At 71.6% G+C, this 23469-nt stretch carries 25 protein-coding genes; 16 read left to right on the forward strand and 9 right to left on the reverse strand.

All coding sequences use genetic code 11. From position 1 onward, the window contains the following. Positions 1 to 31 precede the first annotated feature (31 nt). The 6 genes from ACE3Q2_RS07590 to ACE3Q2_RS07615 all read left to right on the forward strand — a co-directional run bounded on the left by ACE3Q2_RS07590 (position 32) and on the right by ACE3Q2_RS07615 (position 4009). Positions 32 to 853, forward strand: coding sequence for an NAD-dependent epimerase/dehydratase family protein (locus ACE3Q2_RS07590; protein ID WP_374473600.1), 822 nt, complete (start codon positions 32 to 34; stop codon positions 851 to 853). Between the two features lie 44 nt (positions 854 to 897). Continuing rightward, on the forward strand, positions 898 to 1104 hold the full coding sequence (locus ACE3Q2_RS07595; RefSeq protein ID WP_374473601.1) for a dodecin family protein: 207 nt from the start codon (positions 898 to 900) through the stop codon (positions 1102 to 1104). Positions 1105 to 1183: 79 nt separating this feature from the next. Next, entirely contained in the window at positions 1184 to 1801 is a 618-nt protein-coding gene (gene pdxH / locus ACE3Q2_RS07600) for a pyridoxamine 5'-phosphate oxidase (RefSeq protein WP_374473602.1), read from the forward strand. Further along, complete coding sequence (locus ACE3Q2_RS07605) at positions 1798 to 2598, forward strand: ABC transporter substrate-binding protein (RefSeq protein WP_374473603.1); 801 nt, start codon at positions 1798 to 1800, stop codon at positions 2596 to 2598. Before pdxH ends, ACE3Q2_RS07605 begins: the two co-directional genes overlap by 4 nt. Before the next feature lie 71 nt (positions 2599 to 2669). Then, complete coding sequence (locus ACE3Q2_RS07610) at positions 2670 to 3038, forward strand: PA2779 family protein (RefSeq protein WP_374473604.1); 369 nt, start codon at positions 2670 to 2672, stop codon at positions 3036 to 3038. Continuing rightward, entirely contained in the window at positions 3035 to 4009 is a 975-nt protein-coding gene (locus ACE3Q2_RS07615; protein ID WP_374473605.1) for a PA2778 family cysteine peptidase, read from the forward strand. The genes ACE3Q2_RS07610 and ACE3Q2_RS07615 overlap by 4 nt, the downstream gene beginning before the upstream one ends. A 3-nt stretch (positions 4010 to 4012) precedes the next feature. Here ACE3Q2_RS07615 and ACE3Q2_RS07620 read toward each other — a convergent pair whose 3' ends face one another. From ACE3Q2_RS07620 to ACE3Q2_RS07650, 7 genes are all read right to left on the reverse strand, one after another. Beyond that, the gene (locus tag ACE3Q2_RS07620; RefSeq protein ID WP_374473606.1) at positions 4013 to 4201 is read right to left on the reverse strand and encodes a DUF2892 domain-containing protein; all 189 of its coding nucleotides are present in this window, start codon (positions 4199 to 4201) and stop codon (positions 4013 to 4015) included. A gap of 63 nt (positions 4202 to 4264) precedes the next feature. Continuing rightward, on the reverse strand, positions 4265 to 5296 hold the full coding sequence (locus tag ACE3Q2_RS07625) for a phosphotransferase (RefSeq protein ID WP_374473607.1): 1032 nt from the start codon (positions 5294 to 5296) through the stop codon (positions 4265 to 4267). A 23-nt stretch (positions 5297 to 5319) separates the two neighbouring features. Further along, positions 5320 to 6534: an acyl-CoA dehydrogenase family protein gene (locus ACE3Q2_RS07630; RefSeq protein WP_374473608.1), complete on the reverse strand. Its 1215-nt coding sequence runs from the start codon at positions 6532 to 6534 to the stop codon at positions 5320 to 5322. A gap of 7 nt (positions 6535 to 6541) precedes the next feature. Continuing rightward, positions 6542 to 7225, reverse strand: coding sequence for a histidine phosphatase family protein (locus ACE3Q2_RS07635; protein ID WP_374473609.1), 684 nt, complete (start codon positions 7223 to 7225; stop codon positions 6542 to 6544). Then, the gene (locus tag ACE3Q2_RS07640) at positions 7222 to 7659 is read right to left on the reverse strand and encodes a DUF4426 domain-containing protein (protein ID WP_374473610.1); all 438 of its coding nucleotides are present in this window, start codon (positions 7657 to 7659) and stop codon (positions 7222 to 7224) included. Before ACE3Q2_RS07640 ends, ACE3Q2_RS07635 begins: the two co-directional genes overlap by 4 nt. Before the next feature lie 65 nt (positions 7660 to 7724). After that, positions 7725 to 8543, reverse strand: a complete 819-nt coding sequence (gene proC / locus ACE3Q2_RS07645; RefSeq protein ID WP_374473611.1) for a pyrroline-5-carboxylate reductase — start codon at positions 8541 to 8543, stop codon at positions 7725 to 7727. A 24-nt stretch (positions 8544 to 8567) separates the two neighbouring features. Continuing rightward, positions 8568 to 9248, reverse strand: a complete 681-nt coding sequence (locus ACE3Q2_RS07650; protein ID WP_374473612.1) for a YggS family pyridoxal phosphate-dependent enzyme — start codon at positions 9246 to 9248, stop codon at positions 8568 to 8570. A gap of 87 nt (positions 9249 to 9335) precedes the next feature. On the opposite strand from ACE3Q2_RS07650, the gene ACE3Q2_RS07655 reads away from it, so the two are divergent. The 6 genes from ACE3Q2_RS07655 to ACE3Q2_RS07680 all read left to right on the forward strand — a co-directional run bounded on the left by ACE3Q2_RS07655 (position 9336) and on the right by ACE3Q2_RS07680 (position 14426). Continuing rightward, positions 9336 to 10373 (forward strand): type IV pilus twitching motility protein PilT, encoded by a 1038-nt coding sequence (locus ACE3Q2_RS07655; protein ID WP_374473613.1) that lies wholly within the window; start codon positions 9336 to 9338, stop codon positions 10371 to 10373. Positions 10374 to 10456: 83 nt separating this feature from the next. Beyond that, positions 10457 to 11587 carry a PilT/PilU family type 4a pilus ATPase gene (locus tag ACE3Q2_RS07660; protein ID WP_043803202.1) on the forward strand — a complete coding sequence of 377 codons (1131 nt, stop codon included), beginning with the start codon at positions 10457 to 10459 and terminating at the stop codon, positions 11585 to 11587. Positions 11588 to 11594: 7 nt separating this feature from the next. Further along, a complete protein-coding gene (locus tag ACE3Q2_RS07665) occupies positions 11595 to 12416 on the forward strand; it encodes a hypothetical protein (protein WP_374473614.1) in 822 nt (273 codons plus the stop codon). A 38-nt stretch (positions 12417 to 12454) separates the two neighbouring features. After that, positions 12455 to 13018 (forward strand): YqgE/AlgH family protein, encoded by a 564-nt coding sequence (locus tag ACE3Q2_RS07670; protein WP_374473615.1) that lies wholly within the window; start codon positions 12455 to 12457, stop codon positions 13016 to 13018. Further along, positions 13015 to 13479, forward strand: a complete 465-nt coding sequence (ruvX, locus tag ACE3Q2_RS07675) for a Holliday junction resolvase RuvX (protein WP_374473616.1) — start codon at positions 13015 to 13017, stop codon at positions 13477 to 13479. The genes ACE3Q2_RS07670 and ruvX overlap by 4 nt, the downstream gene beginning before the upstream one ends. Continuing rightward, a complete protein-coding gene (locus tag ACE3Q2_RS07680; RefSeq protein WP_374473617.1) occupies positions 13476 to 14426 on the forward strand; it encodes an aspartate carbamoyltransferase catalytic subunit in 951 nt (316 codons plus the stop codon). The genes ruvX and ACE3Q2_RS07680 overlap by 4 nt, the downstream gene beginning before the upstream one ends. Positions 14427 to 14487: 61 nt before the next feature. Here the strand turns inward: ACE3Q2_RS07680 and ACE3Q2_RS07685 are convergent, their stop codons facing one another. Continuing rightward, the gene (locus tag ACE3Q2_RS07685; RefSeq protein ID WP_374473618.1) at positions 14488 to 15351 is read right to left on the reverse strand and encodes an energy transducer TonB; all 864 of its coding nucleotides are present in this window, start codon (positions 15349 to 15351) and stop codon (positions 14488 to 14490) included. 1 nt (position 15352) lies between these two features. Continuing rightward, complete coding sequence (gshB, locus tag ACE3Q2_RS07690) at positions 15353 to 16309, reverse strand: glutathione synthase (protein ID WP_374473630.1); 957 nt, start codon at positions 16307 to 16309, stop codon at positions 15353 to 15355. 187 nt (positions 16310 to 16496) lie between these two features. On the opposite strand from gshB, the gene pilG reads away from it, so the two are divergent. The 4 genes from pilG to ACE3Q2_RS07710 all read left to right on the forward strand — a co-directional run. Further along, entirely contained in the window at positions 16497 to 16886 is a 390-nt protein-coding gene (pilG, locus tag ACE3Q2_RS07695; protein WP_043803188.1) for a twitching motility response regulator PilG, read from the forward strand. Positions 16887 to 16893: 7 nt separating this feature from the next. Next, positions 16894 to 17457 (forward strand): chemotaxis protein CheW, encoded by a 564-nt coding sequence (locus tag ACE3Q2_RS07700; protein WP_374473619.1) that lies wholly within the window; start codon positions 16894 to 16896, stop codon positions 17455 to 17457. 54 nt (positions 17458 to 17511) lie between these two features. Beyond that, positions 17512 to 19557: a methyl-accepting chemotaxis protein gene (locus tag ACE3Q2_RS07705; protein WP_231697748.1), complete on the forward strand. Its 2046-nt coding sequence runs from the start codon at positions 17512 to 17514 to the stop codon at positions 19555 to 19557. A 79-nt stretch (positions 19558 to 19636) separates the two neighbouring features. After that, a partial coding sequence (locus ACE3Q2_RS07710) for an Hpt domain-containing protein (protein ID WP_374473620.1) occupies positions 19637 to 23469 on the forward strand: 3833 nt, incomplete at its 3' end.

The raw sequence follows: 23469 nt of genomic DNA on the forward strand, positions 1-23469 counted from the left end.
CGTGTGTCGGCGTCGTTGGCAAGGAGCCGGCATGGCGGGGAAATCGCAGCGCGGGCCGGTGCTGGTGGCCGGCGCCGGTGACGTCGGCCAGCGCCTGGCGCGGCGCCTGGCCGGGGCAGGGCGCGAAGTGCTCACGCTGCGCCGGCGCGAAACCGAGGCCACGCCCGGCATCCGGCCGCTGCGCGCCGACCTGGCCAGCGGCGAAGGCCTGGCGCAGCTGCCGCGCGCGCTGGGCGCCCTGGTGTTCTGCGCCGCGCCCGACCGCCGCGACGAAACCGCCTACCGCGCGCTCTACCTCGACGGCCTGCGCCGCCTGCTCGACGCCACCGACGCGCCGCGCGTGGTGTTCGTTTCCTCCACCGCCGTGTATGCCGAGGACGCCGGCGAGTGGGTGGACGAAACCACGCCGCCGCGGCCGCCCGCCTTCAACGGCCAGGTGCTGCTGGAAACCGAAACGGCGCTGGCCACACACCCTGGCGGAATCACCCTGCGCCTCTCCGGCCTGTACGGCCCCGGCCGCGAATCGCTGCTGCGCCGCGCCCGCGCCGGCGAACCGGGCACGAACCGCTGGGGCAACCGCATCCACGTGGAGGATGCGGCCGCGGCCCTGGCCCACCTGCTGGAGCTCGAAACGCCGCGCGCCCTGTACCTGGGCAACGACGACCAGCCCGCCCGCGACGCCGAGGTGCTGGCCTGGGTACGCGCCTGTGAAGGCCTGCCGGCCGTGGCGCCGCCCGCCGGCCCCGACACCGGCCGCCGCGTCAGCAATGTCCGCCTGCGCGCCGAAGGCTGGGCGCCGGCCTTTCCCGACTACCGCGCCGGCTACGGCCCGCTGCTGACGCCGGGCGTATAGTCGGCCAGGCCCCATCCCCGGGGCACATCGGAAAGGAGCGAACCATGGCTACCGTCACCAAGGTGATCGAAGTTTCCTCGTCCTCCAAGAAGAGCATCGAGGACGCCGTGCAGGGCGGCCTCAAGAAGGTCGCCAAGACCGTGAAGGGCATCAAGGGCGCGTGGGTGAACGACATCAAGGTCATCACCAACGACGACGGCTCGGTCGCCGAGTGGCGCGTGAACATGCGGGTGAGCTTCGTCGTGACCTGACGCCGGGCCCAGGGGTGCGGGGCAGGGTGCGGGCCGGGGGGCTTTGGCGCGAGAATGGCGCCAACCGCAGGAGGCCCCGATGACCGCAACGCCGAACCCGCCGACCGACCCGCTGCTGGCCGAAGCGCTCGACACCTTCACCGCGCTGCTGGCCGAGGCCACCGCCGCCGGCGACCCCGAACCCACCGCCATGACCGTGGCCACCGCCGACGCCGAGGGCCGTCCCTCGGCGCGCACGGTGCTGCTCAAGGCCTTCGACGCCCGCGGCTTCGTCTTCTACACCAACTACGAAAGCCGCAAGGGCCGCCAGCTCACCGCCAACCCGCACGCGGCGCTGCTGCTGCTGTGGAAGACCCTGCGCGAGCAGGTGCAGGTGAAGGTGGAGGGCACGGTGGAGCCGGTGTCGCTGGCCGAGGCCGATGCCTATTTCGCCAGCCGGCCGCGGCCGAGCCAGATCGGCGCCTGGGCCTCGCTTCAGTCGCAGACCATGCCTTCGCGCGAAACATTCGACCAGCGTTTCGCCGCGGTGGAGAAGAAGTTCGAGGGCCTGGACGTGCCACGCCCGCCGCACTGGTCGGGTTTCCGCGTGGTGCCCGAGCGCATCGAGTTCTGGTACGGCGCCAAGTACCGCCTGCACGAACGCCACCACTACGAGCGCGTCGACGGCGCCTGGACCAAGCGGCTGCTCTACCCGTGAGCCACGGCCCGCGCCGCATCGTCTGCCTCACCGAGGAGCCCACCGAAGTCCTGTACGCCCTGGGCGAACAGGACCGCATCGTCGGCATCAGCGGCTTCACCGTGCGGCCGCCGCGGGCGCGCAAGGAGAAACCCAAGGTCAGCGCCTTCACCTCGGCGAAGATCGACGAGATCCTGAAGTTGGAACCGGATTTCGTCGTCGGTTTTTCCGACATCCAGGCCGACATCGCCGCCGAGCTGGTGCGGCGCGGCGTGGAGGTGTGGATCAGCAACCACCGCAGCGTCGACGGCATCCTCGACTACGTGCGGCGCCTGGGCGCGCTGGTGGGTGCGGCCGACGCGGCCAGCGCCTATGCCGACGGCCTGCGGCGCGGCCTCGACGCCATCGCCGCCGAAGCCGCCACGCTGCCTCGCCGCCCGAAGGTGTACTTCGAGGAATGGGACGAGCCGCGCATCAGCGGCATCCGCTGGGTGGCCGAGCTGGTGCGCATCGCCGGCGGCGACGACATCTTCCCCGAGCTCGCCGCGCAGTCGCTGGCCAAGCACCGCATCCTGGCCAACGACGACGAGATCATCGCGCGCGCGCCGGACATCGTGTTCGGCTCCTGGTGCGGCAAGAAGTTCCAGCCCGGCAAGGTGGCCGCGCGCCCCGGCTGGGACGCCGTGCCCGCGGTGCGCGACGGCGAGCTGCACGAGGTGAAGTCGCCGGTCATCCTCCAGCCTGGCCCCGCGGCGCTCACCGAGGGCGTGCGCGTGATGGCCGAACGCATCCGCGCCTGGTCGCTGGCGCGAAGCTGAACGCGGCGTTTGGCGCCGGCCGGGCCTTGTGGCATAAGAAGGCTCCCCCCACGCACCGACCGGAGAAACCCATGGCATCCAAGATCGTGGCGTTCGTGCTGTCCGTCGCCCTCGTGTTCGCCGGCACCACCAGTATCGCGAACGCAACCCTGATCACCACCCAGCAGGCCGTGGCCGTTGACGCCCGTGCCCAGCAGGAAGCCCAGGTGCGCGAAGCCCTGGCCCGCGAAGACGTCTCGCGCATGATGGTCGAGATGGGCGTGGACCCCGCCGACGTGGATTCGCGCATCGCCTCGCTCAGCGACGCCGAGCTGGCCGAGCTGCATGGCCAGGTCGAGCAGCTGCCGGCGGGCGGCGTGCTGGCCGTGCTGGGCGTGGTGCTGATCGTGCTGATCGTGCTGGAAGTGACCGGCGCCATCGACATCTTCAAGCGCGCTTGACCGCCGCTGCGGCAAGGGAGGCGCGCCGCGGCCTGCGGCGCGCCTTCGCGCTCCTGGCACTGCTCGCGCTCGCCGGCTGCGCCGTGAACCCGCGCATCGAATTGCCCGCCGGCGACGCCATCGCCCTGGGCGGCGTGCCCTTCCACCCGCAAACCGAATACCAGTGCGGCCCCGCCGCCCTGGCCGGGCTGCTGGGTGCCAGCGGCGTGGCCACCTCGCCCGAGGCGCTGGTGCCGCAGGTGTACCTGCCCAAGCGCAAGGGCAGCCTGCAGGTGGAACTGCTGGCGGCCAGCCGCCGCGCCGGCCGCATTCCCTACGTGGTGGACGGCGAGCCGCAGGCCCTGCTCGACGAACTTTCCGCCGGCCGCCCGGTGCTGGTGCTGCAGAACCTGTGGACGCCCAGCGTGCCGCGCTGGCACTACGCCGTGGTGGTGGGCAGCGAACCGGCGCGCAACCGGCTGCGGCTCAACACCGGCGTGGACGAGGCCAAGCCCGTGCGCGCGCGCTCCTTCCTGCGCACCTGGGACTGGGCCGGCCGTTGGGGATTCGTGGCGCTGCGCCCGGGCGAACTGCCGGCGCGCGCCGACCCGCTGCGTTACGCGGAAGCCGTGGCTGCCTTCGAGCCCGTGGGCGGCGCGGCCGCCGCGCGCCAGGCCTGGGACGCCGCGCGCACGCGCTGGCCGTCCGACCCGCGCGCCTGGCTGGCGCTGGGCAACCTCGATTACGCCGCCGGCGACAAAGCCGCCGCGCTCGACTGGTTCACCCGCGGGCTCGCCTCCGCACCGGGCGACCCGGTGCTGGGCAACAACGCCGCCACCGTGCTGGGCGAACTGGGCTGCGGCCAGCAGGCGCGCGCGCTGCTCGGGCCCGTGCTGGTGGCCACGCCGCCGGACTCGCCTTGGCGCGGCGCGCTGGAAAAAACCCGCGCCGCGCTGCCGGAAGCCGACGCCCCCGGCTGCGCCGCGCGCTGAGGCTTATTTCTTCGGGCAGGTGTTGATGCCCACCAGCGAATACAGCGGGCACATGCGGAAGGTGCCGGTGAGGATGGGCACGATGCCGATGTAGGCCCAGGCGGGGCCGCCACCGAAGGCCGCCCAGCCCACCAGGCCCAGGCCGACGACGAGACGGACGATGCGATCAGGCGTGCCGACGTTCACTTTCATGGCGTGCTCCGGAAAGGGGGCCGGGCGGCTGCCCGGCCCGGCCTTTATGCCACGCCGGCCCGCTCAGGGTTTGACTAGGCTCAAGCCCTGCGCGGCCAGCAGGGCGGTCATGCGCCCGGCCTGGCTGGCCTGTTCGCTGGAGGCATTGCCCTGCAGGGCGCGCTTGGCCACGCCCTGGGCGATGGCCGCCAGGCGGAAGAAGCTGAAGGCCAGCACGAAGGGCCAGTCGGCCGGGATCGGCCGCCCGCTCAGTTCGGAATAACGCGCCAGGAGCGCCGCTTCGTCCGGGATGCCCAGCGCCGCGCGGTCCAGCCCCGCCAGGCCCGGCAGCGCCGGGTTGCGCGGCAGCCGCAGCGCCATGCAGAAGTAGCCGAGGTCGGCCAGCGGGTGGCCGAGCGTGCTCAGCTCCCAGTCCACCACCGCCAGCACGCGTGGCTCGTCGGGGTGGAACATCAGGTTGTCGATGCGGAAGTCGCCGTGCACCAGCGCCACGCTGCCGTCGTCGGTCGGGCAGCGCCCGGCCAGCGCGGCCATCAGCGCGTCCATGTCGGGCAGGGGGCCGGTTTCGCTGGCGCGGTACTGTTCGCTCCAGCGGTGGATCTGCCGGGCGAAATAGTTGCCGGGCTTGCCGTAGTCGGCCAGGCCCACGGCGGCCACGTCCACGCGGTGCAGCGCCGCCAGCGTGGCGATGATGGCCTCGTAGGTGACGGCGCGCGCGGGCGGGTCGAGTTCGGGCAGCGAGGGGTCCCAGAACACGCGGCCCTCGACGTGCTGCATCAGGTAGAACACCGAGCCGATCACCGACTCGTCGGTGCACAGGTGCAGCGGCTGCGCCACCGGCACCGCGCCCCCGTGCAGCGCCTTGAGCACCCGGAACTCCCGGTCCACCGCATGCGCCGACGGCAGCAGCGTCCCCGGCGGCTTGCGCCGCAGCACGTACCGGCCGCTCGCGGCTTCGATCAGGTAAGTCGGATTCGACTGCCCACCCTTGAACTTGGTGGCCACCAGCGGCCCCCGGAACCCCGGCACATGCGCTTCGAGATAGAGCGCCAGCGCCGCCTCTGGCAATCCCATTCCGCTCTTATCCGCGTTCATCCGTGCAAATCCGTGGCAAAAAATCAGCTCTTGAGCATCGACCGCGCCAAGGCCGCGATATGCACCTCGTCCGGCCCATCCGCCAGCCGCAGCGAGCGCGCGCCGGCATACGCCTGCGCCAGGAACGAATCCTGCGACAGCCCCGCGCCGCCATGCAGCTGGATGGCGCGGTCGATCACGCGGCAGGCCATGCGCGGCGCCACGATCTTGATCATGCCGATCAGGTCCTTGGCGCCCTTGTTGCCGTGCGCGTCCAGCGCCGCCGCGGCCTGCAGGGTGAGCAGGCGCGCCTGTTCGATCTCGCAGCGCGACAGCGCGATGGCTTCCTGCGCCATGCCGTGCCCGCCCAGCGGCTTGCCGAAGGCCTGCCGGTGCCGTGCGCGCTCGACCATGCTTTCCAATGCGCGCTGCGCCAGGCCGATCAGGCGCATGCAGTGGTGGATGCGGCCCGGCCCCAGCCGCGCCTGCGCGATCTCGAAGCCGCTGCCCGATTCGCCCAGGCGGTTGGCCACCGGCACGCGCACGTTGTCGAAGTAGAGTTCCACGTGGCCCTGCGGCGCGTCGTCGTAGCCGAACACGGTGAGCGGGCGCACCACGCGCACGCCGGGCGTGTCCATGGGCACCAGCACCATGGACTGGCGGCGGTGCGGCGGCGCGTCCGGGTCGGTCACGCCCATCACGATCAAAATCTTGCAGCGCGGGTCGCCGGCGCCGGTGGTCCACCACTTGCGACCGGTGATGACGTACTCGTCGCCCTCGCGCACGATCGGCAGGGCGATGTTGGTGGCGTCCGAGCTGGCCACGTCGGGCTCGGTCATGGCGAAGCCGGAGCGGATCTCGCCGGCCAGCAGTTGCTCCAGCCAGGGCGACTGCTGCGCCGGCGTGGCGAAGTGAAGCAGCACTTCCATGTTGCCGGTGTCGGGCGCGTTGCAGTTGAACACCTCGGGCGCGTGCAGCGAGCGGCCGGTGATTTCGGCGATGGGCGCGTAGTCGAGGTTGGAAAGACCCGCGCCACGCGCCGGATCGGGCAGGAACAGGTTCCACAGGCCGGCGGCGCGGGCCTCGGCCTTCAGGGCCTCGAGCTTCGGCGGGATGGTCCAGCGCGTGGCCGGGTCGGCGGCGTGCGCGGCGAATTCCGCCTCCGCGGGCATCACCCGCTGCGCGACGAACTCCGCCACCCGGGCCTGCAGCGCGCGCGAGCGTTCGGAGAAAGGGAAGATCGAGCCGGTCGCGGTCATCGTTGCCTCAGTAGTAGGTCCACAGCTCGCGCTGCCCGTGCAGGTGCGGCAGCGCGTTCCAGCTGCCCAGGCGCAGGCGGCCGCCGTGCGGGTGGAATTCGCTCAGCGCGCTGTTGCGCAGCGCCAGGTTGAGTTCGACGGCGCGGTGGTCGGGCACGTCCAGCGCGATCTGCGCCAGGCGCGAGATGACGCCACCGGAGCTGAGCACCAGCGCTTCCTCGTCGCCCGCCAGGGCCTCGAGCCGCTCGCCGGCGCCGCGCACGCGTTCGCCGAAGGCGGCCCAGGATTCGGGCAGGCCGGGCAGTTCGTCGCGGGCCCAGGCCAGCAGCGCCGCCTGCAGCATGGCGCCCACGTCGCGCGGGTTGCCGCTGCGGCTGGCGATGGCGACGGGGTGGCTGGCGTTCTCGCGCAGCCAGGCGCCGAACACCGCCTCGTGGTCGAATTCCGCGAACCCCGGGTCGGCGACGATCTCGGGCAGGGCCAGGCCCTGTTCCGCGAAGGCCGCGGCGACGCCCTCGGCGGTCTGCCGGTGCCGGCGCATGCCACCCACCACCACGGCGGTGAAGCGGTGCCCGCCGCGCGCCAGCCATTCGCCCAGGCGGCGCGACTGCAGCTGCCCGCGCTCGGACAGCTGGTCGTAGTCGGCGGCGCCGTAGCTCGCCTGTCCGTGGCGAACCAGCAGCAGGCTCACTGGGGGAAGAATTCCTGCTTGAACACCGCGCGCATCGGCTCGGCCTGGTCGGGCACGCGCACCTCGAGTTCGAAGGTGAGCGTGTCCTGGCCGGCGATGCGGGCTTCGCCGAGGTAATACAGCGCCTCGCCGTCGCGCACCTCGCGCATGCGCACGTCGCTGCGCTGGCCGGCGAGGTTGGTGGCCACCACCTTCACCTCGGCGGCCACGGCCACGTCGGCGCCGGGCTCGCCGCGGCGGATGGCCACGTTCACCAGGGCGCGGTTGGCCGAGCGGGTGACGCCGTACTGGCGCGCCACCTCCGGCGTGAGTTCGGTGCTGGGCAGGGCGTTGAAGTGCACGCTCAGGTCGCCGGTGCGCATCGAGCCGGCGCTGGCGGGCAGGGCCGCGAGCAGCGACAGCGCGAGCGCGGCAAGCAGGTGCATCAGGCGCATGGCCAAGCCTCCTTCAAAGGGAGACTGCCATCATCGCGCCGCGTGCCCGCCTGCGTCCATCCGCATCAGCCGCCCTGGGCCAGTTCGCGGCCGCGGCGCGTGGCGGCCGTGATGGCTTCGTCAACGATCCGGCGCAGGCCGTTGGCCTCGAAGCTTTCGATGGCGGCCTGGGTGGTGCCGCCGGGCGAGGTGACGCGCTGGCGCAGGGTGGCGGCGGGTTCGCCCGATTCCGACAGCATGCGGGCCGCGCCCAGGATGGTCTGCAGCACCAGCGTGCGGGCGGTGTCGGGCGCCAGGCCCTGGGCTTCGCTGGCGGCCTGCATGGCTTCGGCCAGCAGGAAGACGTAGGCCGGGCCGCTGCCGGAAACCGCGGTGACGGCGTCCATCAGCGCCTCGTCCGGGATCCAGGCGGTGAGCCCCGCGGCGCGCATCAGCGAGTCGGCCCGCTCGCGCTGGCCGGCGTCCACGTGCGCGTTCGCGTACAGGCCGGTGGCGCCGGCGCCGAGCAGGGCGGGGGTGTTGGGCATGGTGCGCACCACGGCCTGGCCGCCGCCCAGCCAGGCCTCGATCTGCCCGGTGGTGATGCCGGCGGCGATCGACACCACCAGCGGCCGCGAGGCCTGGGCCAGCGGTGCCAGCGATTCGCAGACCGCGCGCATCACCTGCGGCTTCACGGCCAGCACCCAGGTGCCGGCGCCCTCGGCGGCCTCGGGGGCCGATTCGCGGGCGCGTACGCCGAAGTCCTTGGACAAGGCTTCGCGCAGCGCCGCCACCGGTTCGGCGACGCGCAGGGATTCCGGCGCCACGCCGCGGGCGACGAGGCCGCCGATGAGGCTGCGGGCCATGTTGCCGCCGCCGATGAAGGCCAGGGTGTGTTCGCTCATGTTCTTTCCAGGGTGGGGTGGGGCTCAGCCGCGCGGGCCGAACAGGGCGGTGCCGATGCGCACCAGGGTGGAGCCCTCGGCGATGGCGGCTTCGAAATCGTCGCTCATGCCCATGGAGAGGGTGTCCACGCCCGGGTGCGCGGCGGCGACCTCGTCATGCAGGGCCTTGAGCCGGCGGAAGCTGTCGCGGCGGCGGGCCGGGTCGGGATGCGGCTCGGGGATGGCCATCACGCCGCGCAGGCGCAGGTTCGGCGCGGCGGCCACGGCCGCGGCCAGCGCGGGCACGTCGGCGGGCTCGCAGCCGGACTTGCTGGCCTCGCCGTCCACGTTCACCTGGATCAGCACGTTCAGGGGCGGGCGCCCGGCGGGGCGGGCCTTGTCCAGGGCGTCCACCAGCTTCAGCCGGTCCAGCGACTGCACCCAGTCGAAGGCCTCGGCGGCCTCGCGGCATTTGTTCGACTGCAGGTGGCCGATCAGGTGCCACTCCAGGCCCAGGTCGGCCAGCGCGCGGGCCTTGGCCACGCCTTCCTGCACGTAGTTCTCACCGAAGGCCCGCTGGCCGGCCCCGGCCAGGGCGCGCACGGCTTCGGCGGGGCGGGTCTTGGACACGGCGAGCAGCCGCACGCCCCGTGGCCGGCCCGCCAGCTTGGCCGCGTTTTCAATGGTTTGCAGGACACCGTGCAGGGTCTGTTCGAGCGTTTCCATGGCTGGCATTGCCCTTCGTGGTTGGCGCTATACTGCCCCGGGAACGTGCGGTCGCCTATCCGTAGACGCGCCAAGGGGACATAGCTAATGGACATCGCCGAACTTCTGGCATTTTCGGTCAAGAACAAGGCCTCCGACCTGCACCTGTCGGCTGGCTTGCCTCCCATGATCCGCGTCGACGGCGACGTCCGTCGAATCAACATCCCGGCCCTGGACCACAAGCAGGTCCACGCCCTCGTGTACGACATCATGTCGGACAAGCAGCGGCGCGACTACGAGGAATTCCTCGAGGTCGACTTCTCCTTCGAGATCCCGGGCCTGGCGCGCTTCCGCGTCAACGCCTTCAACCAGAACCGCGGCGCCGGCGCCGTGTTCCGCACCATTCCCAGCCAGATCCTCTCGCTCGAGGAGCTGGCCGCGCCCAAGATCTTCGCCGAGCTGATCAACCAGCCGCAGGGCCTGATCCTCGTCACCGGCCCCACCGGTTCGGGCAAGTCCACCACGCTGGCGGCCATGGTGGACCACATCAACAAGAACGAATTCGGCCACATCCTCACCGTCGAGGACCCGATCGAATTCGTGCACACCTCGCAGAAGTGCCTGGTGAACCAGCGCGAAGTGCACCGCGACACCCACGGCTTCAACGAGGCCCTGCGTTCGGCGCTGCGCGAAGACCCCGACTTCATCCTCGTGGGCGAGATGCGCGACCTGGAAACCATCCGCCTGGCGCTCACCGCCGCGGAAACCGGCCACCTGGTGTTCGCCACCCTGCACACCTCGTCGGCGGCCAAGACCATCGACCGCATCATCGACGTGTTCCCGGCCGGCGAGAAGCCGATGGTCCGCTCCATGCTTTCCGAGTCGCTGCGCGCGGTCATCTCGCAGTCGCTGCTCAAGAAGGTGGGCGGCGGCCGCATGGCGGCGCACGAGATCATGGTGGCCACCCCGGCCATCCGCAACCTGATCCGCGAGGACAAGGTGGCGCAGATGTACTCGGCCATCCAGACCGGCCAGCAGTACGGCATGCAGACCCTCGACCAGTGCCTGCAGGACATCGTCAAGCGCGGCCTGGTGACCAAGCTGCAGGCGCGCGAGTACGCCAAGGAAAAGAAGCTTTTCGACTGACGTCGCCGCCTGAGGGGGGCTGGCAGGACGCCGCATGAACCCGCGTCCCGGGGCACCGCCCCGGGATGCACACAGGAGCAAGCATGAGCAGCATCGACTTCACCTCCTTCCTCAAGCTCATGGCGCACAAGAAGGCGTCCGACCTGTTCATCACGGCCGGCGTCCCGCCTTCAATGAAGGTCAATGGCAAGCTGTCGCCGATCACCCAGAACCCGCTCACGCCGCAGCAGTCGCGCGACCTGGTGCTGAACGTGATGAACCCCTCGCAGCGCGAGGAGTTCGAAAAGACCCACGAGTGCAACTTCGCCATCGGCGTTTCCGGCGTCGGCCGCTTCCGCGTGTCGTGCTTCTACCAGCGCAACCAGGTGGGCATGGTGCTGCGCCGCATCGAGACGCGCATCCCGACGGTCGAGGAGCTCAGCCTGCCGCCGGTGATCAAGACGCTGGCCATGACCAAGCGCGGCATCATCCTGTTCGTGGGCGCCACCGGCACGGGCAAGTCCACCTCGCTGGCGGCCATGATCGGCTACCGCAACATGAACTCCTCGGGCCACATCATCACCATCGAGGACCCGATCGAATTCGTGCACAAGCACGAGGGCTGCATCATCACCCAGCGCGAAGTCGGCATCGACACCGACAGCTGGGAGGCCGCGCTGAAGAACACCCTGCGCCAGGCCCCCGACGTGATCATGATCGGCGAGGTGCGCACCCGCGAGGGCATGGACCACGCCATCGCCTTCGCCGAAACCGGCCACCTGGTGCTGTGCACCCTGCATGCGAACAACGCCAACCAGGCGATGGACCGCATCATCAACTTCTTCCCGGAAGACCGCCGCAGCCAGCTGCTGATGGATCTTTCGATGAACCTCAAGGGCGTGGTCGCCCAGCAGCTGATCCCCACGCCCGACGGCAAGGCCCGCCGCGTGGCCATGGAAATCCTGCTCGGCACGCCGCTGGTGCAGGACTACATCCGCGACGGCGAGATCCACAAGCTCAAGGACGTCATGAAGGAATCGACGAACCTGGGCATGAAGACCTTCGACCAGGCCCTGTTCGAGCTCTACCAGGCCGGCGAGATCAGCTACGAGGACGCCCTGCGTTTCGCCGACTCGGCCAACGAAGTGCGCCTGAAGATCAAGCTGGCCCAGGGCGGCGACGCGCGCACCCTGTCCCAGGGCCTGGACGGCGTGGAGCTGTCCGAAGCCAAGTAAGCCCGCGGTGCCCGCCACCGCGGCCCTGCTGGCCCTGGCCCTCGCGGCGCCCGGCGACGCCGGCGCCGCGCCCCGGCCCCTCGACCGCTTCAGCGCCTGGGTCGGCGGCTTCGAGACCCGCAGCGACACCACGCTGTGGGCCCGCGGCCGGGCCGGTGACTACAGCGGCGCCGGCCGCGTGAACCTCGAAGACGACCTGCGCCTGGGCGACCGCCAGTCGGTGAGCCACGCGCGCCTGGACTGGCTGCTGGGCGAACGCCAGGGCCTGTCGCTCGAATACTTCGGCTTCGACCGCGGCAACACCGTGCAGTTGGCGCGCACCCTCGAGTACGAGGGACGCACCTATGCCGCCGACGCCGAGCTGCGCGGCCGCTTCGACTACGACTTCGGCAGCGCGGCCTGGCGCTGGTGGTTCGGCGAGGGCGCCACCGCCTGGGGGCTGGGCCTGGGCCTGGCCTATTACCGCGTGGACACCTTGTTCGAAGGCGAGGCCACGGTGGACAGCGTGCCGGTATCGGGCCGCGCCCGCAGCTCCGACGCCGCGCTGGCGCCGCTGCTGGTGCTGGGCTGGCGCCACGCCTTCAGCGACCAGGCGCGGGTGTACGCCGAACTCTCCGGCGTGGCCAAGGGCGGCGGTCCGCTGCGGGGGCACATCGCCGACCTGGCGCTGGGCCTCGAGTGGTTTCCGTTCCCGCGCCTGGGGCTGGCCCTGGAGTACGGCGGCACGCAGATCCGGCTGGACCGCTCGCGCCAGGGCGGCGACGCCGGCCTCGACGCGCGCCTCGACCTCAAGCTGCGCGGCCCCTCGCTGTTCCTGCGCCTGCGCTGAGCCGGCGGGCGCGCGGGCTGGCGCGCTAGAATGCGCGCATGTCCGGCCCCCGATCGCTGACCGACCATTTCCTGATCGCCATGCCGGCCATGGACGATCCGAATTTCGTCCGCTCGGTCACCCTGGTCTGCCAGCACGACGACGACGGCGCCATGGGCCTGGTGGTCAACCACGAGGCCGAATACACGCTGGGCGAGCTGCTGGGCCAGCTCGGTTTCCAGGCCCATGACCCGGCGCTGGCCGCCCGGCCCGTGCTGGCCGGAGGCCCGGTCCAGCCCGAGCGCGGCTTCGTGCTGCACGACGACCCGCGCGACTGGCATTCCACCCTGCGCCTTGGCAACGGCCTGGCCGTGACCACCTCGCGCGACATCCTGGAAGCCGTGGCCAAGGGCGAGGGCCCGGCCAACCTGCTGGTGGCCCTGGGCTACGCCGGCTGGGGCGCCGGCCAGCTCGAAGCCGAGCTCGCCGCCAACAGCTGGCTCACCGTGCCCGCCGACCCCGCCGTGCTGTTCCGCACCCCGCTGGCCGGGCGCTGGCAGGCCGCCGCCCGCAGCCTGGGCGTGGACATCGGCCACCTCGCCGACTACAGCGGCCGCGCATGAGCGGGCCGACCACCCTGCTGGGCTTCGACGTCGGCGCCAAGCGCATCGGCGTGGCCGTGGGCAACACGCTCTCGAACAGCGCCCGCGAACTGGGCGTGCTCGACGTGCGCGCCGCCGGCCCCGACTGGGAGCGCCTGGACCGCTGGCTGAAGGAATGGCGCCCCGACCTGCTCGTGGTGGGCGACCCCGCCACCCTCGACGGCGAAGACCAGCCGGCGCGCCAGCGCGCGCGCGGCTTCGCCCGCAGCCTGGCCAAGCGCTATGGCCTGCCGGTGCAGCAGGTGGACGAGCGCCGCAGCTCGGTCGAGGCCGCGCAGCGCTTCGCCGCCGGCCGCGCCGCCGGTGCCCGCAAGCGCCACCAGGCCGACCAGCTCGACGCGCTCGCCGCCGCCATCATCCTCGAGCGCTGGCTCGCCGAACCCGATTCCCGCCGCCCCACCGACGCCGACCCCACGCCATGAGCCCCGACTTCCAGCTGACGCCCGACGGCCGCCTGCGCCACCTGCTCACCCTCGACGGCCTGTCCGCCGCGCTGATCCGCGAGCTGCTCGACCGCGCCGAGGCCCTGCTGCCGCACGCCCACGCCGGCACCGCGCTGCGCGACCGCCACGCCGGCCGCACCGCCTGCACGCTGTTCTTCGAGGCTTCCACCCGCACCCGCAGCAGCTTCCAGCTGGCGGCCACGCGGCTGGGCATGGACGTGCTGAACTTCGACGTCAGCACCTCGTCCACCAAGAAGGGCGAGTCGGCGCTCGACACGCTCAAGACCCTCGAGGCCATGGGCGTGGACCTGTTCGTCATCCGCCACGCCGACAACGGCGCCGTGGCCGCGCTGGCCGCCGGCGCCGCGCCGGGCACGCGCGTGATCAACGCCGGCGACGGCCGCGCCGCGCACCCCACCCAGGGCCTGCTCGACATGCTCACGCTGCGCCAGCGCAAGGGCGCCGACTTCTCGAAGCTCACCGTGCTCATCGCCGGCGACCTGCTGCACTCGCGCGTGGCGCGCTCCGACCTGCATGCGCTGCGCGCGCTGGGCTGCGGCGAGATCCGCGTCTGCGGCCCGGCCAACCTGCTGCCCGGCGAGGACGTGCTGCACGGCTGCAAGGTGTTCCACGACTTCGACCAGGCGGTGGCCGGCGTGGACGCCGCCATCATGCTGCGCCTGCAGCGCGAGCGCATGGAGCAGGGCCTGGTGCCCTCGCTGGAAGGCTACTACCGCGACTTCGGCCTGAGCCCGGCGCGCCTGGCCCGCGCCGCGCCCGATGCGCTGGTGATGCACCCGGGCCCGATGAACCGCGGCGTCGAGATCGACGGCGGCGTGGCCGACGGCCCGCAGTCGGTCATCCTGGCCCAGGTGGCCAACGGCCTGCCCGTGCGCATGGCGGTGATCGACGCGCTGATGGGCTGAGCCGCCCTGTAGGAGGCCCTTCAGGGCCGACCAGCCCGTCGGCCCTGAAGGGCCTCCCACGTCAGTCGCCGATCACGCTGCCGTTCTGGAACTGCCAGGTGCGGGTGATGTGCAGCACGTCCACCTGTTCCTTGGTCTGCGGCAGCGGCGGGAAGGGTTCGGCAAGCCGCACGATGCGCATGGCGGCCTGGTCGAGCACGCCCAGCCCGCTGGAGTCGTTGAGCAGCACGTCCTCGACGCTGCCGTCGCGGCGCACCGCCACCGTCATCACCAGCCGCCCGCCCAGGCCGCGCCGGCGCGCCTCGTCGGGGTAGTTGAGGTTGCCCACGCGCTCAACCTTGGCCACCCAGGCCCGCAGGTAGGCGGCGAATTCGTACTCGCGGGTGCTGGCCGAGACGAACTTGCGCTTGGGGCGCTTGGCCATCAGTTCCTGGCGGCGCTCGATCTCGGCGGCCAGGCGGGCCATCTCCAGGCTCTGGTCCACCAGTTCCTGGCCCGAGGGCAGGGGCTCGGGCCGGGCGTCGCGCTGGTCCTCGGGCGCGGGCAGCACGTTCGGGCTGGCGCCCACGGTGCTCAGCACCCGCGGCACCGGTTCGGGCTCCGGCGGCGGGGCCTGGGCCACCATGGGTTCGGGCGCCACGCCGGGCTCGGGCTTGGGCACCGGGGCCAGTTGCTCCTCGCGCGGGCGCTCGGGGCGGTCGCTTTCGCCGCCGCCCCGGTTGTTGGCCTGGGCGATGAAGTCGGCGTCCTCGGGCGGGGCCTCGCTGCGGGTCTCGGTCAGGATGACGTCGAGGGTGGGCGCCACCGGCGCCGCCCGGTCCAGGGCGAAGCCCACGCCCAGGATGAGCACCCCGAACAGCACCGCCGACAGCGCCAGGGTGGCGCCGAGCCGGTCACCGGGGCCGATGCCGGGACGGGCGGCCATGTCAGCCCTGGGCGGCCCGGCGGGCCTCGATGGCGTCGAACAGGGTGCCGGCGATGTTCAGGCCGAACTGGGCGTCGAGCTCGCGGATGCAGGTGGGGCTGGTGACGTTCACCTCGGTGAGGTAGTCGCCGATCACGTCCAGGCCCACGAACACCATGCCCCGGCGCCGGAGCTCCGGGCCCACCTGGGCGGCGATCCAGCGGTCGCGCTCGCTCAGCGGGCGGCCCTCGCCGCGGCCACCGGCGGCCAGGTTGCCGCGGAACTCGTCGCCCTGGGGGATGCGGGCCAGGCAGTAGGGCACCGGCTCGCCGTCCACCAGCAGGATGCGCTTGTCGCCGTCCCTGATCTCCGGCAGGTAGCGCTGGGCCAGGGCCAGGTGCCGGCCGCCCTCGGTCAGGGTTTCCAGGATCACGTTCAGGTTCGGGTCGCCGGCCGCGGCCCGGAAGATGGAGCGGCCGCCCATGCCGTCCAGCGGCTTGAGCACGGCCTGGCCGTGCTCGGCCACGAAGGCCCGCAGCTCGGCGGCGTCCCGGGACACCCGGGTCGGCGGGCAGCACTGGGGGAAGAGCAGGGCGCCCAGCTTCTCGTTGAGGTCGCGCAGGCCGGCGGGGTCGTTCACCACCAGCACGCCCTGGGCCTGGGCCACGGAAAGAATGTGGGTGTCGTGCAGGTAGTTGGCGTCCACCGGCGGGTCGGTGCGCATCAGCACCACGTCCATGTCGGCCAGGGGGCAGGCGCGGGCGGGGCCCAGGGTGTACCAGTCGGCCGGGTCGTCCCGGACCTCGGCCTCGGCCAGGCGGGCCATGGCCACAGGGCCGTCCAGCCACAGACCACCGGGCAGGACGTAGTGCAGGCGGTGCCCGCGGCGGCGGGCCTCGAGCATCATCGCGAAGGTGGAATCCTTGCCGATCTTGATCTTGCCGATCGGGTCCATCACCACGGCCACGTCCAGAGCCATCGGCGCCATCTTCTCTGTCATCGGGGGGCGACTAGACTATCAGGGGTCGGCGCAGAACCGTGCGCGGGCGCACGCCGGAACCGCGACGCGCTTGACACATTTACGCTCGGCTGGGATATAAGCTGTCATTCTGCGGGTTCCCCATGGGGGCCCGTACTGCCAGGGACAGCATGTTATGGGGAGTGAGATGGACGACAACCACCTGGCCGGCTTGCGGGTCATGGTCATCGACGATTCCAAGACCATCCGGCGCACCGCCGAGACCCTTCTCAAGAAGGAGGGCTGCGACGTGGTGACGGCGACGGACGGCTTCGAGGCCCTGGCCAAGATCGCCGACCACCAGCCCCAGATCGTCTTCGTCGACATCATGATGCCGCGCCTGGACGGCTACCAGACCTGCGCGCTGATCAAGAACAACCAGATGTTCAAGCAGACGCCGGTCATCATGCTGTCCTCCAAGGACGGCCTGTTCGACAAGGCCCGCGGCCGCATCGTCGGCTCGGAGCAGTACCTGACCAAGCCCTTCACCCGCGATGAGCTGCTCTCGGCCATCCGCAAGTACGTCCCGGCCGGCTGAGGCGACGATGGCCAAACCGCAGCCCGCCACCCAGAACAAGCGCCCCGGGCCCTTCGAGGTCCTGCTCGACTACGAGCAGCGCTCGCTGGCCCACGTCGCCGGCCGCCCCGAGATGATCGAGGCGCCGGGCCACTGGCGCGGCGTCGGTTTCCGGCTCGGCCAGCGCCGGCTGGTGTCGTCGTTCGACGAGGTGGTGGAAATCCTGCCGCTGCCGCCGGTCACCCCGGTGCCGGGCGCGCAGCCGTGGATGCTTGGCGTGGCCAACGTGCGCGGCAACCTGCTGCCGGTGGTCGACCTGAAGCTGTTCCTGGAAGGGGAGCGCACCGTGGTCCACGAGGGCCAGCGCGTGCTGGTGGTGCGCCAGTCCGGCGGCAACGTCGCGGTCACCATCGACGAGCTCTACGGCCAGCGCACCTTCAACGACTCGCACCGGGCCGAGGCGCCCGATGCCAACGACGGCCGGTATGGCCATTTCGTCGGGCAGGCCTACCGCCTGGCCGACCAGACCTGGGGCGTGTTCAACATGTCGCTGCTGACGCGCACCCCCGAATTCCGCCAGGCCACCGTATAAGTGGCCCTTCCACGTTTTCAAACTGTTGGTCTTTACAGGGGTTGAGGTCCAGTCATGAGCACTAACGCGCGCTCGTTCACCGACAAGCTAACCAACTTCGGCCTGCGATTCTGGTCGTTCATCCTGATCGTCTCGCTGCTGGTGTTCGGCGCCAACTTCATCTACGCGAGTTACCTGGGCAACCAGGAAAACAACGCGCGAGGCCTGGCGGCGGACCTGCAGGTGCTCTCGCAGCAGCTCGCGAAGTACGCGCAGGAGGCGGTGGACGGCAACGCCGACGCCTTCGCCGAGTTCAAGGCGACCAAGACCCGCGTCGACCAGATCGTCGGCGCCCTGCGCAGCGGCAGCGCCGCCGAGGGCGTCCCGGGCTACGAGGGCGACCCGAACGCCCGCGGCGTCGCGAGCGCGCTCGAGAAGGTCACCGGGACCTGGACCCCGATGGCCCAGGCGGCCGACACCATCACCGCCGCCGAGGAGCAGGTGCTCAACCTCGCCGACACGGCCAACCAGTTCATCGCCCGCGTCCCGCGCCTGGCCTTCCAGCTCGACGAAGTGGTGCGTTCGCTCTCCGACGCCAACGCCCCGGCCTCGCAGATCTCGCTCGCCAACCGCCAGATCGTGCTGGCCGACCGCATGTCGCGCCGCGTGACGGAAATCGTCGCCGGCGGCGAGAACACCGTCTCGGCGGCCGACGCGCTCTCGCGCGACGCCACCGTGTTCGCGTCGGTGCTGCAGAACTTCCGCGAAGGCAACGCCGAGGCGGGCGTCACCCGCATCACCAGCCAGGCCGGCATGGACAACCTGAAGGCGGCCGAAGACCTCTATGCCGAGGCCCAGGCCGACCTGGACGTGGTGCTCGGCGCCTCCGCCGACCTGGCCGAGGTGCAAGCCGCCGCCACGCAGATCTCGGAAGAGTCCAACGTGCTGCTCGAGAACAGCCAGGCGCTGTTCGCCAGCTTCGGCAGCATCAACTACCAGCGCGTCTTCCCGAACAACTACTTCGCCATCGCCGGCGGCATCGGCGCCGTGGTCGGCCTGCTCGGCCTGCTGTTCACCATCTTCCGCGACCAGCGCCGCCGACTGGGCACCACCCAGGAGCTGAACCAGCGCAACCAGGAAGCGATTCTGCGACTGCTCGACGAAATGGGCGCGCTCGCGGAAGGCGACCTGACCGTGAAGGCGACCGTGACCGAGGACATCACCGGCGCGATCGCGGACTCCATCAACTTCACCGTCGACGAGCTGCGCCGACTGGTGGGTACCATCAACGAAACCGCCGTGCAGGTGGCCGCCTCGGCCCAGGAAACGCAGGCCACCGCCATGCACCTGGCCGAAGCCGCGGAACACCAGGCTCAGCAGATCACCTCGGCCTCGGCCCAGATCAACGAAATCGCGAGCTCCATCGACGAGGTGTCGAAGAACTCCGCCGAATCGGCCGACGTGGCCCAGCGCTCCGTGCAGATCGCCGCCAAGGGCGCCGAAGTGGTGCGCCAGACGATCCAGGGCATGGACAACATCCGTGACCAGATCCAGGAGACCTCGAAGCGAATCAAGCGACTGGGCGAAAGCTCCCAGGAAATCGGCTCGATTGTGGAACTGATCAACGACATCTCCGAGCAGACGAACATCCTCGCGCTCAACGCCGCCATCCAGGCGGCCTCGGCCGGTGAAGCGGGCCGCGGCTTCGCGGTGGTGGCCGACGAAGTGCAGCGACTCGCGGAGCGCGCCTCGAACGCGACCAAGCGAATCGAGGCGCTGGTGCAGACCATTCAGTCCGACACCAACGAAGCGGTGAGCTCGATGGAGCAGACGACCGCGGAAGTGGTCGCCGGTGCCCGACTCGCTGAGGACGCGGGCCTGGCCCTGGGCGAGATCGAAAAGGTGTCGAACGACCTCGCGGACCTCATCCAGAACATCTCCCAGGCGGCGCGCCAGCAGTCCACCGCGGCGACCAACATCACGGCCACCATGTCCGTGATTCAGGAGATCACCACCCAGACCTCGCAGGGCGCGAACCAGACGGCCGAGTCGATCGGAAACCTGGCGCAGCTGGCGGCCGACCTGCGTCGCTCGGTCGCCGACTTCAAGCTGCCGGGCTGATGCCCGGACCCGGTTTGCCCCTGGCAACACACCGGTGCGGGCGTCCCTCCCGGCGCCCGCACCCTGACAGGACCTCGGCATGAGGCTGCACGAAAACATCGATTTCACCACGCTCACCTGGGTCAAGCCCGAGCTCGACGAGACCCTGCGCCAGGCCCGCCTGGCGCTGGAAACCTACGTCGAGGAAGGCGAGGACCCGGGCCAGCTCAAGGCCTGCGCCAACCTGTTGCACCAGGTGCAGGGCACCCTGCGCATGGTCGAGCTCTACGGCGCCGCCATGGTCGCCGAGGAAATGGAGCAGCTGGCCAAGGCCCTGGTCGAGGGCAAGGTCGCCGAGCGCGATGCCGGCTACGCGGCGCTGATGCGCGGCATCGTGCAGCTGCCCGACTACCTCGAGCGCCTGCAGAGCGGCCACCGCGACATCCCCATCGTGCTGCTGCCCCTGCTCAACGAGTTGCGCGAGCCGCGCGGCGAGAAGGGCCTGTCCGAATCCGTGCTGTTCTCGCCCGACCTGTCGCGCCCGCTGCCGGCGGCCGCCGCCGGCCCGGCCGCGCCGCTGGCGCCGGAAGAGCTCAAGCGCCGCGCCGAGACCCTGCGCGGCCTGTTCCAGTCGGCGCTGCTGCGCTGGCTGAAGGACGACAACAGCGCCGCCACCATCCGCGACCTCACCGACGTGTGCGAGCAGCTGGTGCCCATCACCGACGCCGAGCATGCGCGCCGCCTGTTCTGGGTGGCCGCCGGCACGCTCGACGCGCTCGCCCGCAACGCCTTCGAGGCCAGCAAGCCGCTCAAGCAGGCGCTGGCCAAGGTGGAGCAGGAGATCAAGCGCCTGGCCGAGGGCGGCGACGCCGCCTTCCGCTCCGACCCGCCGCTGGAACTCACCCGCCAGCTGCTTTATTTCGTCGCCCATGCGCCCACCGACCACGGCCGCATCGGCGAGATCCGCGAAGTCTTCGGCCTGGGCCAGTACCTGCCCAGCGAGTCCGAGCTGGCCCACGCGCGCGGCAGCCTCAGCGGCCGCAACAAGGCGCTGCTGTCCACCGTGGCCGCGGCCATCAAGGAAGACCTGCTGCGCGTGAAGGACGCGCTCGACCTGCACCTGCGCAGCCCGGAGGCCCCGGCCGCCGAGCTGGGCGAACAGGCCGAAGCCCTCGACCGCGTCGCCGACACGCTCGGCATGCTCGGCCTGGGCGTGCCGCGCCGCGTGGTGCAGGACCAGCGCACCGCCATCCACGCCATCGCCAGCGGCGAGCGCAAGGCTGACGAGTCGAGCCTGCTCGACATCGCCGGCGCACTGCTCTACGTCGAAGCCTCGCTGGACGACCAGGTCGCCCGCCTCGGCGAAGCGGAGGCCGGCCCCGAGGCCGAGGCCGCCGCCGCGGCCGAGCGCGCGCTGCCCAGCAGCGAAGCGCGCATGGTGCTGGAAGTGCTGGTGAAGGAGGCCATCGCCAACTTCGCCCAGGCCCGCCAGTGTTTCGTCGCCTTCGTGGAAACCCACTGGGACCACGCCCAGCTGGCCGACGTGCCGCGCCTGCTCGAGGAAGTGGCCGGTGCGCTGCGCATCCTCGAGGTGCAGGACGCGCCGCAGTACCTGGCCGCCGTGCGCAAGTTCACCGAGAACGAACTGCTGCGCCGCCGCCGCGTGCCCAACGGCCAGCAGATGGACCGCCTGGCCGACGCGCTCGCTGGCCTCGAGTACTACCTCGAGGCGCTGCGCGACCGTCGCCCGAAGCGCGAACAGATCCTCGATATCGCCCGCCAGAACCTCGAGTCGCTCGGCTACTGGCCGCTGCCGGCCGAAGACCTGGCGCCGCCGGCCGCCGCGGTGCCCACCGCGGCCGCCGCCGAGCCGGTCGCGCCCGCGCCGGTGCCCGAAGTGCCGCCTGCGCCCGCGCCCGAGCCCGTGGTGGAAGCCGTCGCCGAACCCGAGCCGGTGGTGGAAGCCGCCGCCGAGCCCGATTTCGCCGACTTCAGCCTCGACCTCGGCCAGCCGGCGGAGATCGAGCTGCCGGCCGAAATCGCCGCGCCGGTGGCCTCGTTCGAGCCTGAACCCGTCGCCGAGCCGGTGGCGGAAGCGGCGTCGGTCATCGAGGCCCCCGCGCCGGTCGCGGCGCCGGAACCCGTCGCGGCCGCGCCGGTCGTCGCCGGCCCGCCCGCCATCCCCGGTTTCGACGGCACCAGCGACGAAATCGACGACGAGATCCGCGAAGTCTTCCTGGAGGAATTCCAGGAGGAAATCGGCAACCTCGAGCAGCTCCTGCCGAACTGGCGCCGCCAGCCCGACAACATGGAGCAATTGCGGCCGATCCGCCGCGTCTTCCACACGCTCAAGGGCAGTGGCCGCCTGGTTGGCGCCAAGACCCTGGGCGAGTTCAGCTGGAAGGTCGAGTCCATGCTCAACCGCGTGCTCGACGGCACGCGCCCGGCCAGCCCGGCCGTGGTGTCGCTGATCGAACACGCCTTCAACACGCTGCCGCTGCTGCGCGCCGCGCTGCAGGGCGAAACGGTGCACGCCGACCTGGCGGGCATCGAGTCGCTGGCCGAGCGCGTTGCCGCGGGCGAGGAAGTGTTCTACACGCCGCCGTCGGCCCCGGCCGCCGAGGCGGTCGCGCCGGCCCCGGCGCCCGCGGTGGAGCCCGAGGCCGTGGCCGCGCCGGCCGAGCCCGAGCCGGTGCTGCCGGAAGTCGTTGCGCCCGCCATCGAAATGGCCGAGGCCGCCGCGGAATCCGGCTTCGCCATCGACCCGGTGCTGTTCGAGATCCTCAAGCCGGAAGTCGCCGGCCACCTGGAAACCGTCGACGCGTGGCTCGCCGCCGCCGGCGGCGGCAGCCAGCCGGTCACCGACCCGCTGCTGCGCGCCGTGCACACCATGAACGGCGCCTTCGCCATGACCGAGGTGACCGCGCTCACCGAAGTCACCGCGCCGCTCGAGGGTTACCTCAAGCGTTCGCTGGCCGCTTCGCGCGCGCCCTCGGGCGAGGGCGTCGCGGTGATCGGCGAGGTCGCCGCGGCGATCCGCCAGGTCATCGCCGCGCTGGAACAGCCGCGTCCGAACCTGCCCAGCTACGCCGCGCTCGCCGCGCGCGTGGTGGCGCTGCGCGACGCGCTGCCGGAAGCCACCAGCCCGACCATGCCGATGCATCCGGAAGAGGTGGAGTCGGTCATGCCGACCGCCGTCAGCCTGGGTGCGCCCGATCTCTCCGGCCTGCCGACGTTCGAATTCGAGGCGCCGGAACCGGCCGCCGAGCCGGTGTCCGCGGAAGCCGAACTGCCGGCCGACGAGCCGTCGCGGGAAGTGGTCTCGCTCGACGCCTTCCTGGACACCGGCCTGGGCGAGGCGGAAGCCCCGCCGGCGTTCTCGGTGACCGAGGCCGCCGTCGAGGACACGCTGTCCGCCGACGAAATCGCCGCCGCCGAAGCCGCGCTGCTGGCCGCCGCCGAAGCCGAAGCGGCCGCCGAGGCCGCGGCTGCCGAAGCCGCTGCTGCCGAAGCCGCTGCTGCCGAAGCTGCTGCTGCTGAAGCTGCCGCTGCTGAAGCTGCCGCTGCCGAAGCTGCCGCTGCTGAAGCTGCCGCTGCCGAAGCTGCCGCTGCCGAAGCTGCTGCCGCCGAAGCTGCCGCTGCTGAAGCCGCTGCTGCTGAAGCCGCTGCTGCTGAAGCCGCCGCTGCCGAAGCTGCTGCTGCTGAAGCTGCCGCTGCCGAAGCCGCTGCCGAAGCCGCTGCCGCCGAAGCCGCCGCCGCCGAAGCCGCCGCTGCTGAAGCTGCCGCTGCTGAAGCCGCCGCTGCTGAAGCTGCCGCTGCTGAAGCTGCCGCTGCTGAAGCTGCCGCTGCTGAAGCCGCCGCCGCCGAAGCCGCTGCCGCCGAAGCTGCTGCCGCCGAAGCTGCTGCCGCCGAAGCTGCTGCCGCCGAAGCTGC

The sequence above is a fragment of the Arenimonas sp. genome, from assembly GCF_041913985.1.
Taxonomy (GTDB): domain Bacteria; phylum Pseudomonadota; class Gammaproteobacteria; order Xanthomonadales; family Xanthomonadaceae; genus Arenimonas.

Excerpts from the sequence above, each read along its gene's own strand:
- ACE3Q2_RS07590 (WP_374473600.1), top strand. The coding sequence starts at position 32 with ATGGCGGGGAAATCGCAGCGCGGGCCGGTGCTGGTGGCCGGCGCCGGT.
- ACE3Q2_RS07595 (WP_374473601.1), top strand. The coding sequence starts at position 898 with ATGGCTACCGTCACCAAGGTGATCGAAGTTTCCTCGTCCTCCAAGAAG.
- pdxH (WP_374473602.1), top strand. The coding sequence starts at position 1,184 with ATGACCGCAACGCCGAACCCGCCGACCGACCCGCTGCTGGCCGAAGCG.
- ACE3Q2_RS07610 (WP_374473604.1), top strand. The coding sequence starts at position 2,670 with ATGGCATCCAAGATCGTGGCGTTCGTGCTGTCCGTCGCCCTCGTGTTC.
- ACE3Q2_RS07620 (WP_374473606.1), bottom strand. The coding sequence starts at position 4,201 with ATGAAAGTGAACGTCGGCACGCCTGATCGCATCGTCCGTCTCGTCGTC.
- ACE3Q2_RS07625 (WP_374473607.1), bottom strand. The coding sequence starts at position 5,296 with ATGAACGCGGATAAGAGCGGAATGGGATTGCCAGAGGCGGCGCTGGCG.
- ACE3Q2_RS07630 (WP_374473608.1), bottom strand. The coding sequence starts at position 6,534 with ATGACCGCGACCGGCTCGATCTTCCCTTTCTCCGAACGCTCGCGCGCG.
- ACE3Q2_RS07640 (WP_374473610.1), bottom strand. The coding sequence starts at position 7,659 with ATGCGCCTGATGCACCTGCTTGCCGCGCTCGCGCTGTCGCTGCTCGCG.
- proC (WP_374473611.1), bottom strand. The coding sequence starts at position 8,543 with ATGAGCGAACACACCCTGGCCTTCATCGGCGGCGGCAACATGGCCCGC.
- ACE3Q2_RS07650 (WP_374473612.1), bottom strand. The coding sequence starts at position 9,248 with ATGGAAACGCTCGAACAGACCCTGCACGGTGTCCTGCAAACCATTGAA.
- ACE3Q2_RS07655 (WP_374473613.1), top strand. The coding sequence starts at position 9,336 with ATGGACATCGCCGAACTTCTGGCATTTTCGGTCAAGAACAAGGCCTCC.
- ACE3Q2_RS07660 (WP_043803202.1), top strand. The coding sequence starts at position 10,457 with ATGAGCAGCATCGACTTCACCTCCTTCCTCAAGCTCATGGCGCACAAG.
- ACE3Q2_RS07670 (WP_374473615.1), top strand. The coding sequence starts at position 12,455 with ATGTCCGGCCCCCGATCGCTGACCGACCATTTCCTGATCGCCATGCCG.
- ruvX (WP_374473616.1), top strand. The coding sequence starts at position 13,015 with ATGAGCGGGCCGACCACCCTGCTGGGCTTCGACGTCGGCGCCAAGCGC.
- ACE3Q2_RS07680 (WP_374473617.1), top strand. The coding sequence starts at position 13,476 with ATGAGCCCCGACTTCCAGCTGACGCCCGACGGCCGCCTGCGCCACCTG.
- ACE3Q2_RS07685 (WP_374473618.1), bottom strand. The coding sequence starts at position 15,351 with ATGGCCGCCCGTCCCGGCATCGGCCCCGGTGACCGGCTCGGCGCCACC.
- gshB (WP_374473630.1), bottom strand. The coding sequence starts at position 16,309 with ATGGCTCTGGACGTGGCCGTGGTGATGGACCCGATCGGCAAGATCAAG.
- pilG (WP_043803188.1), top strand. The coding sequence starts at position 16,497 with ATGGACGACAACCACCTGGCCGGCTTGCGGGTCATGGTCATCGACGAT.
- ACE3Q2_RS07700 (WP_374473619.1), top strand. The coding sequence starts at position 16,894 with ATGGCCAAACCGCAGCCCGCCACCCAGAACAAGCGCCCCGGGCCCTTC.
- ACE3Q2_RS07705 (WP_231697748.1), top strand. The coding sequence starts at position 17,512 with ATGAGCACTAACGCGCGCTCGTTCACCGACAAGCTAACCAACTTCGGC.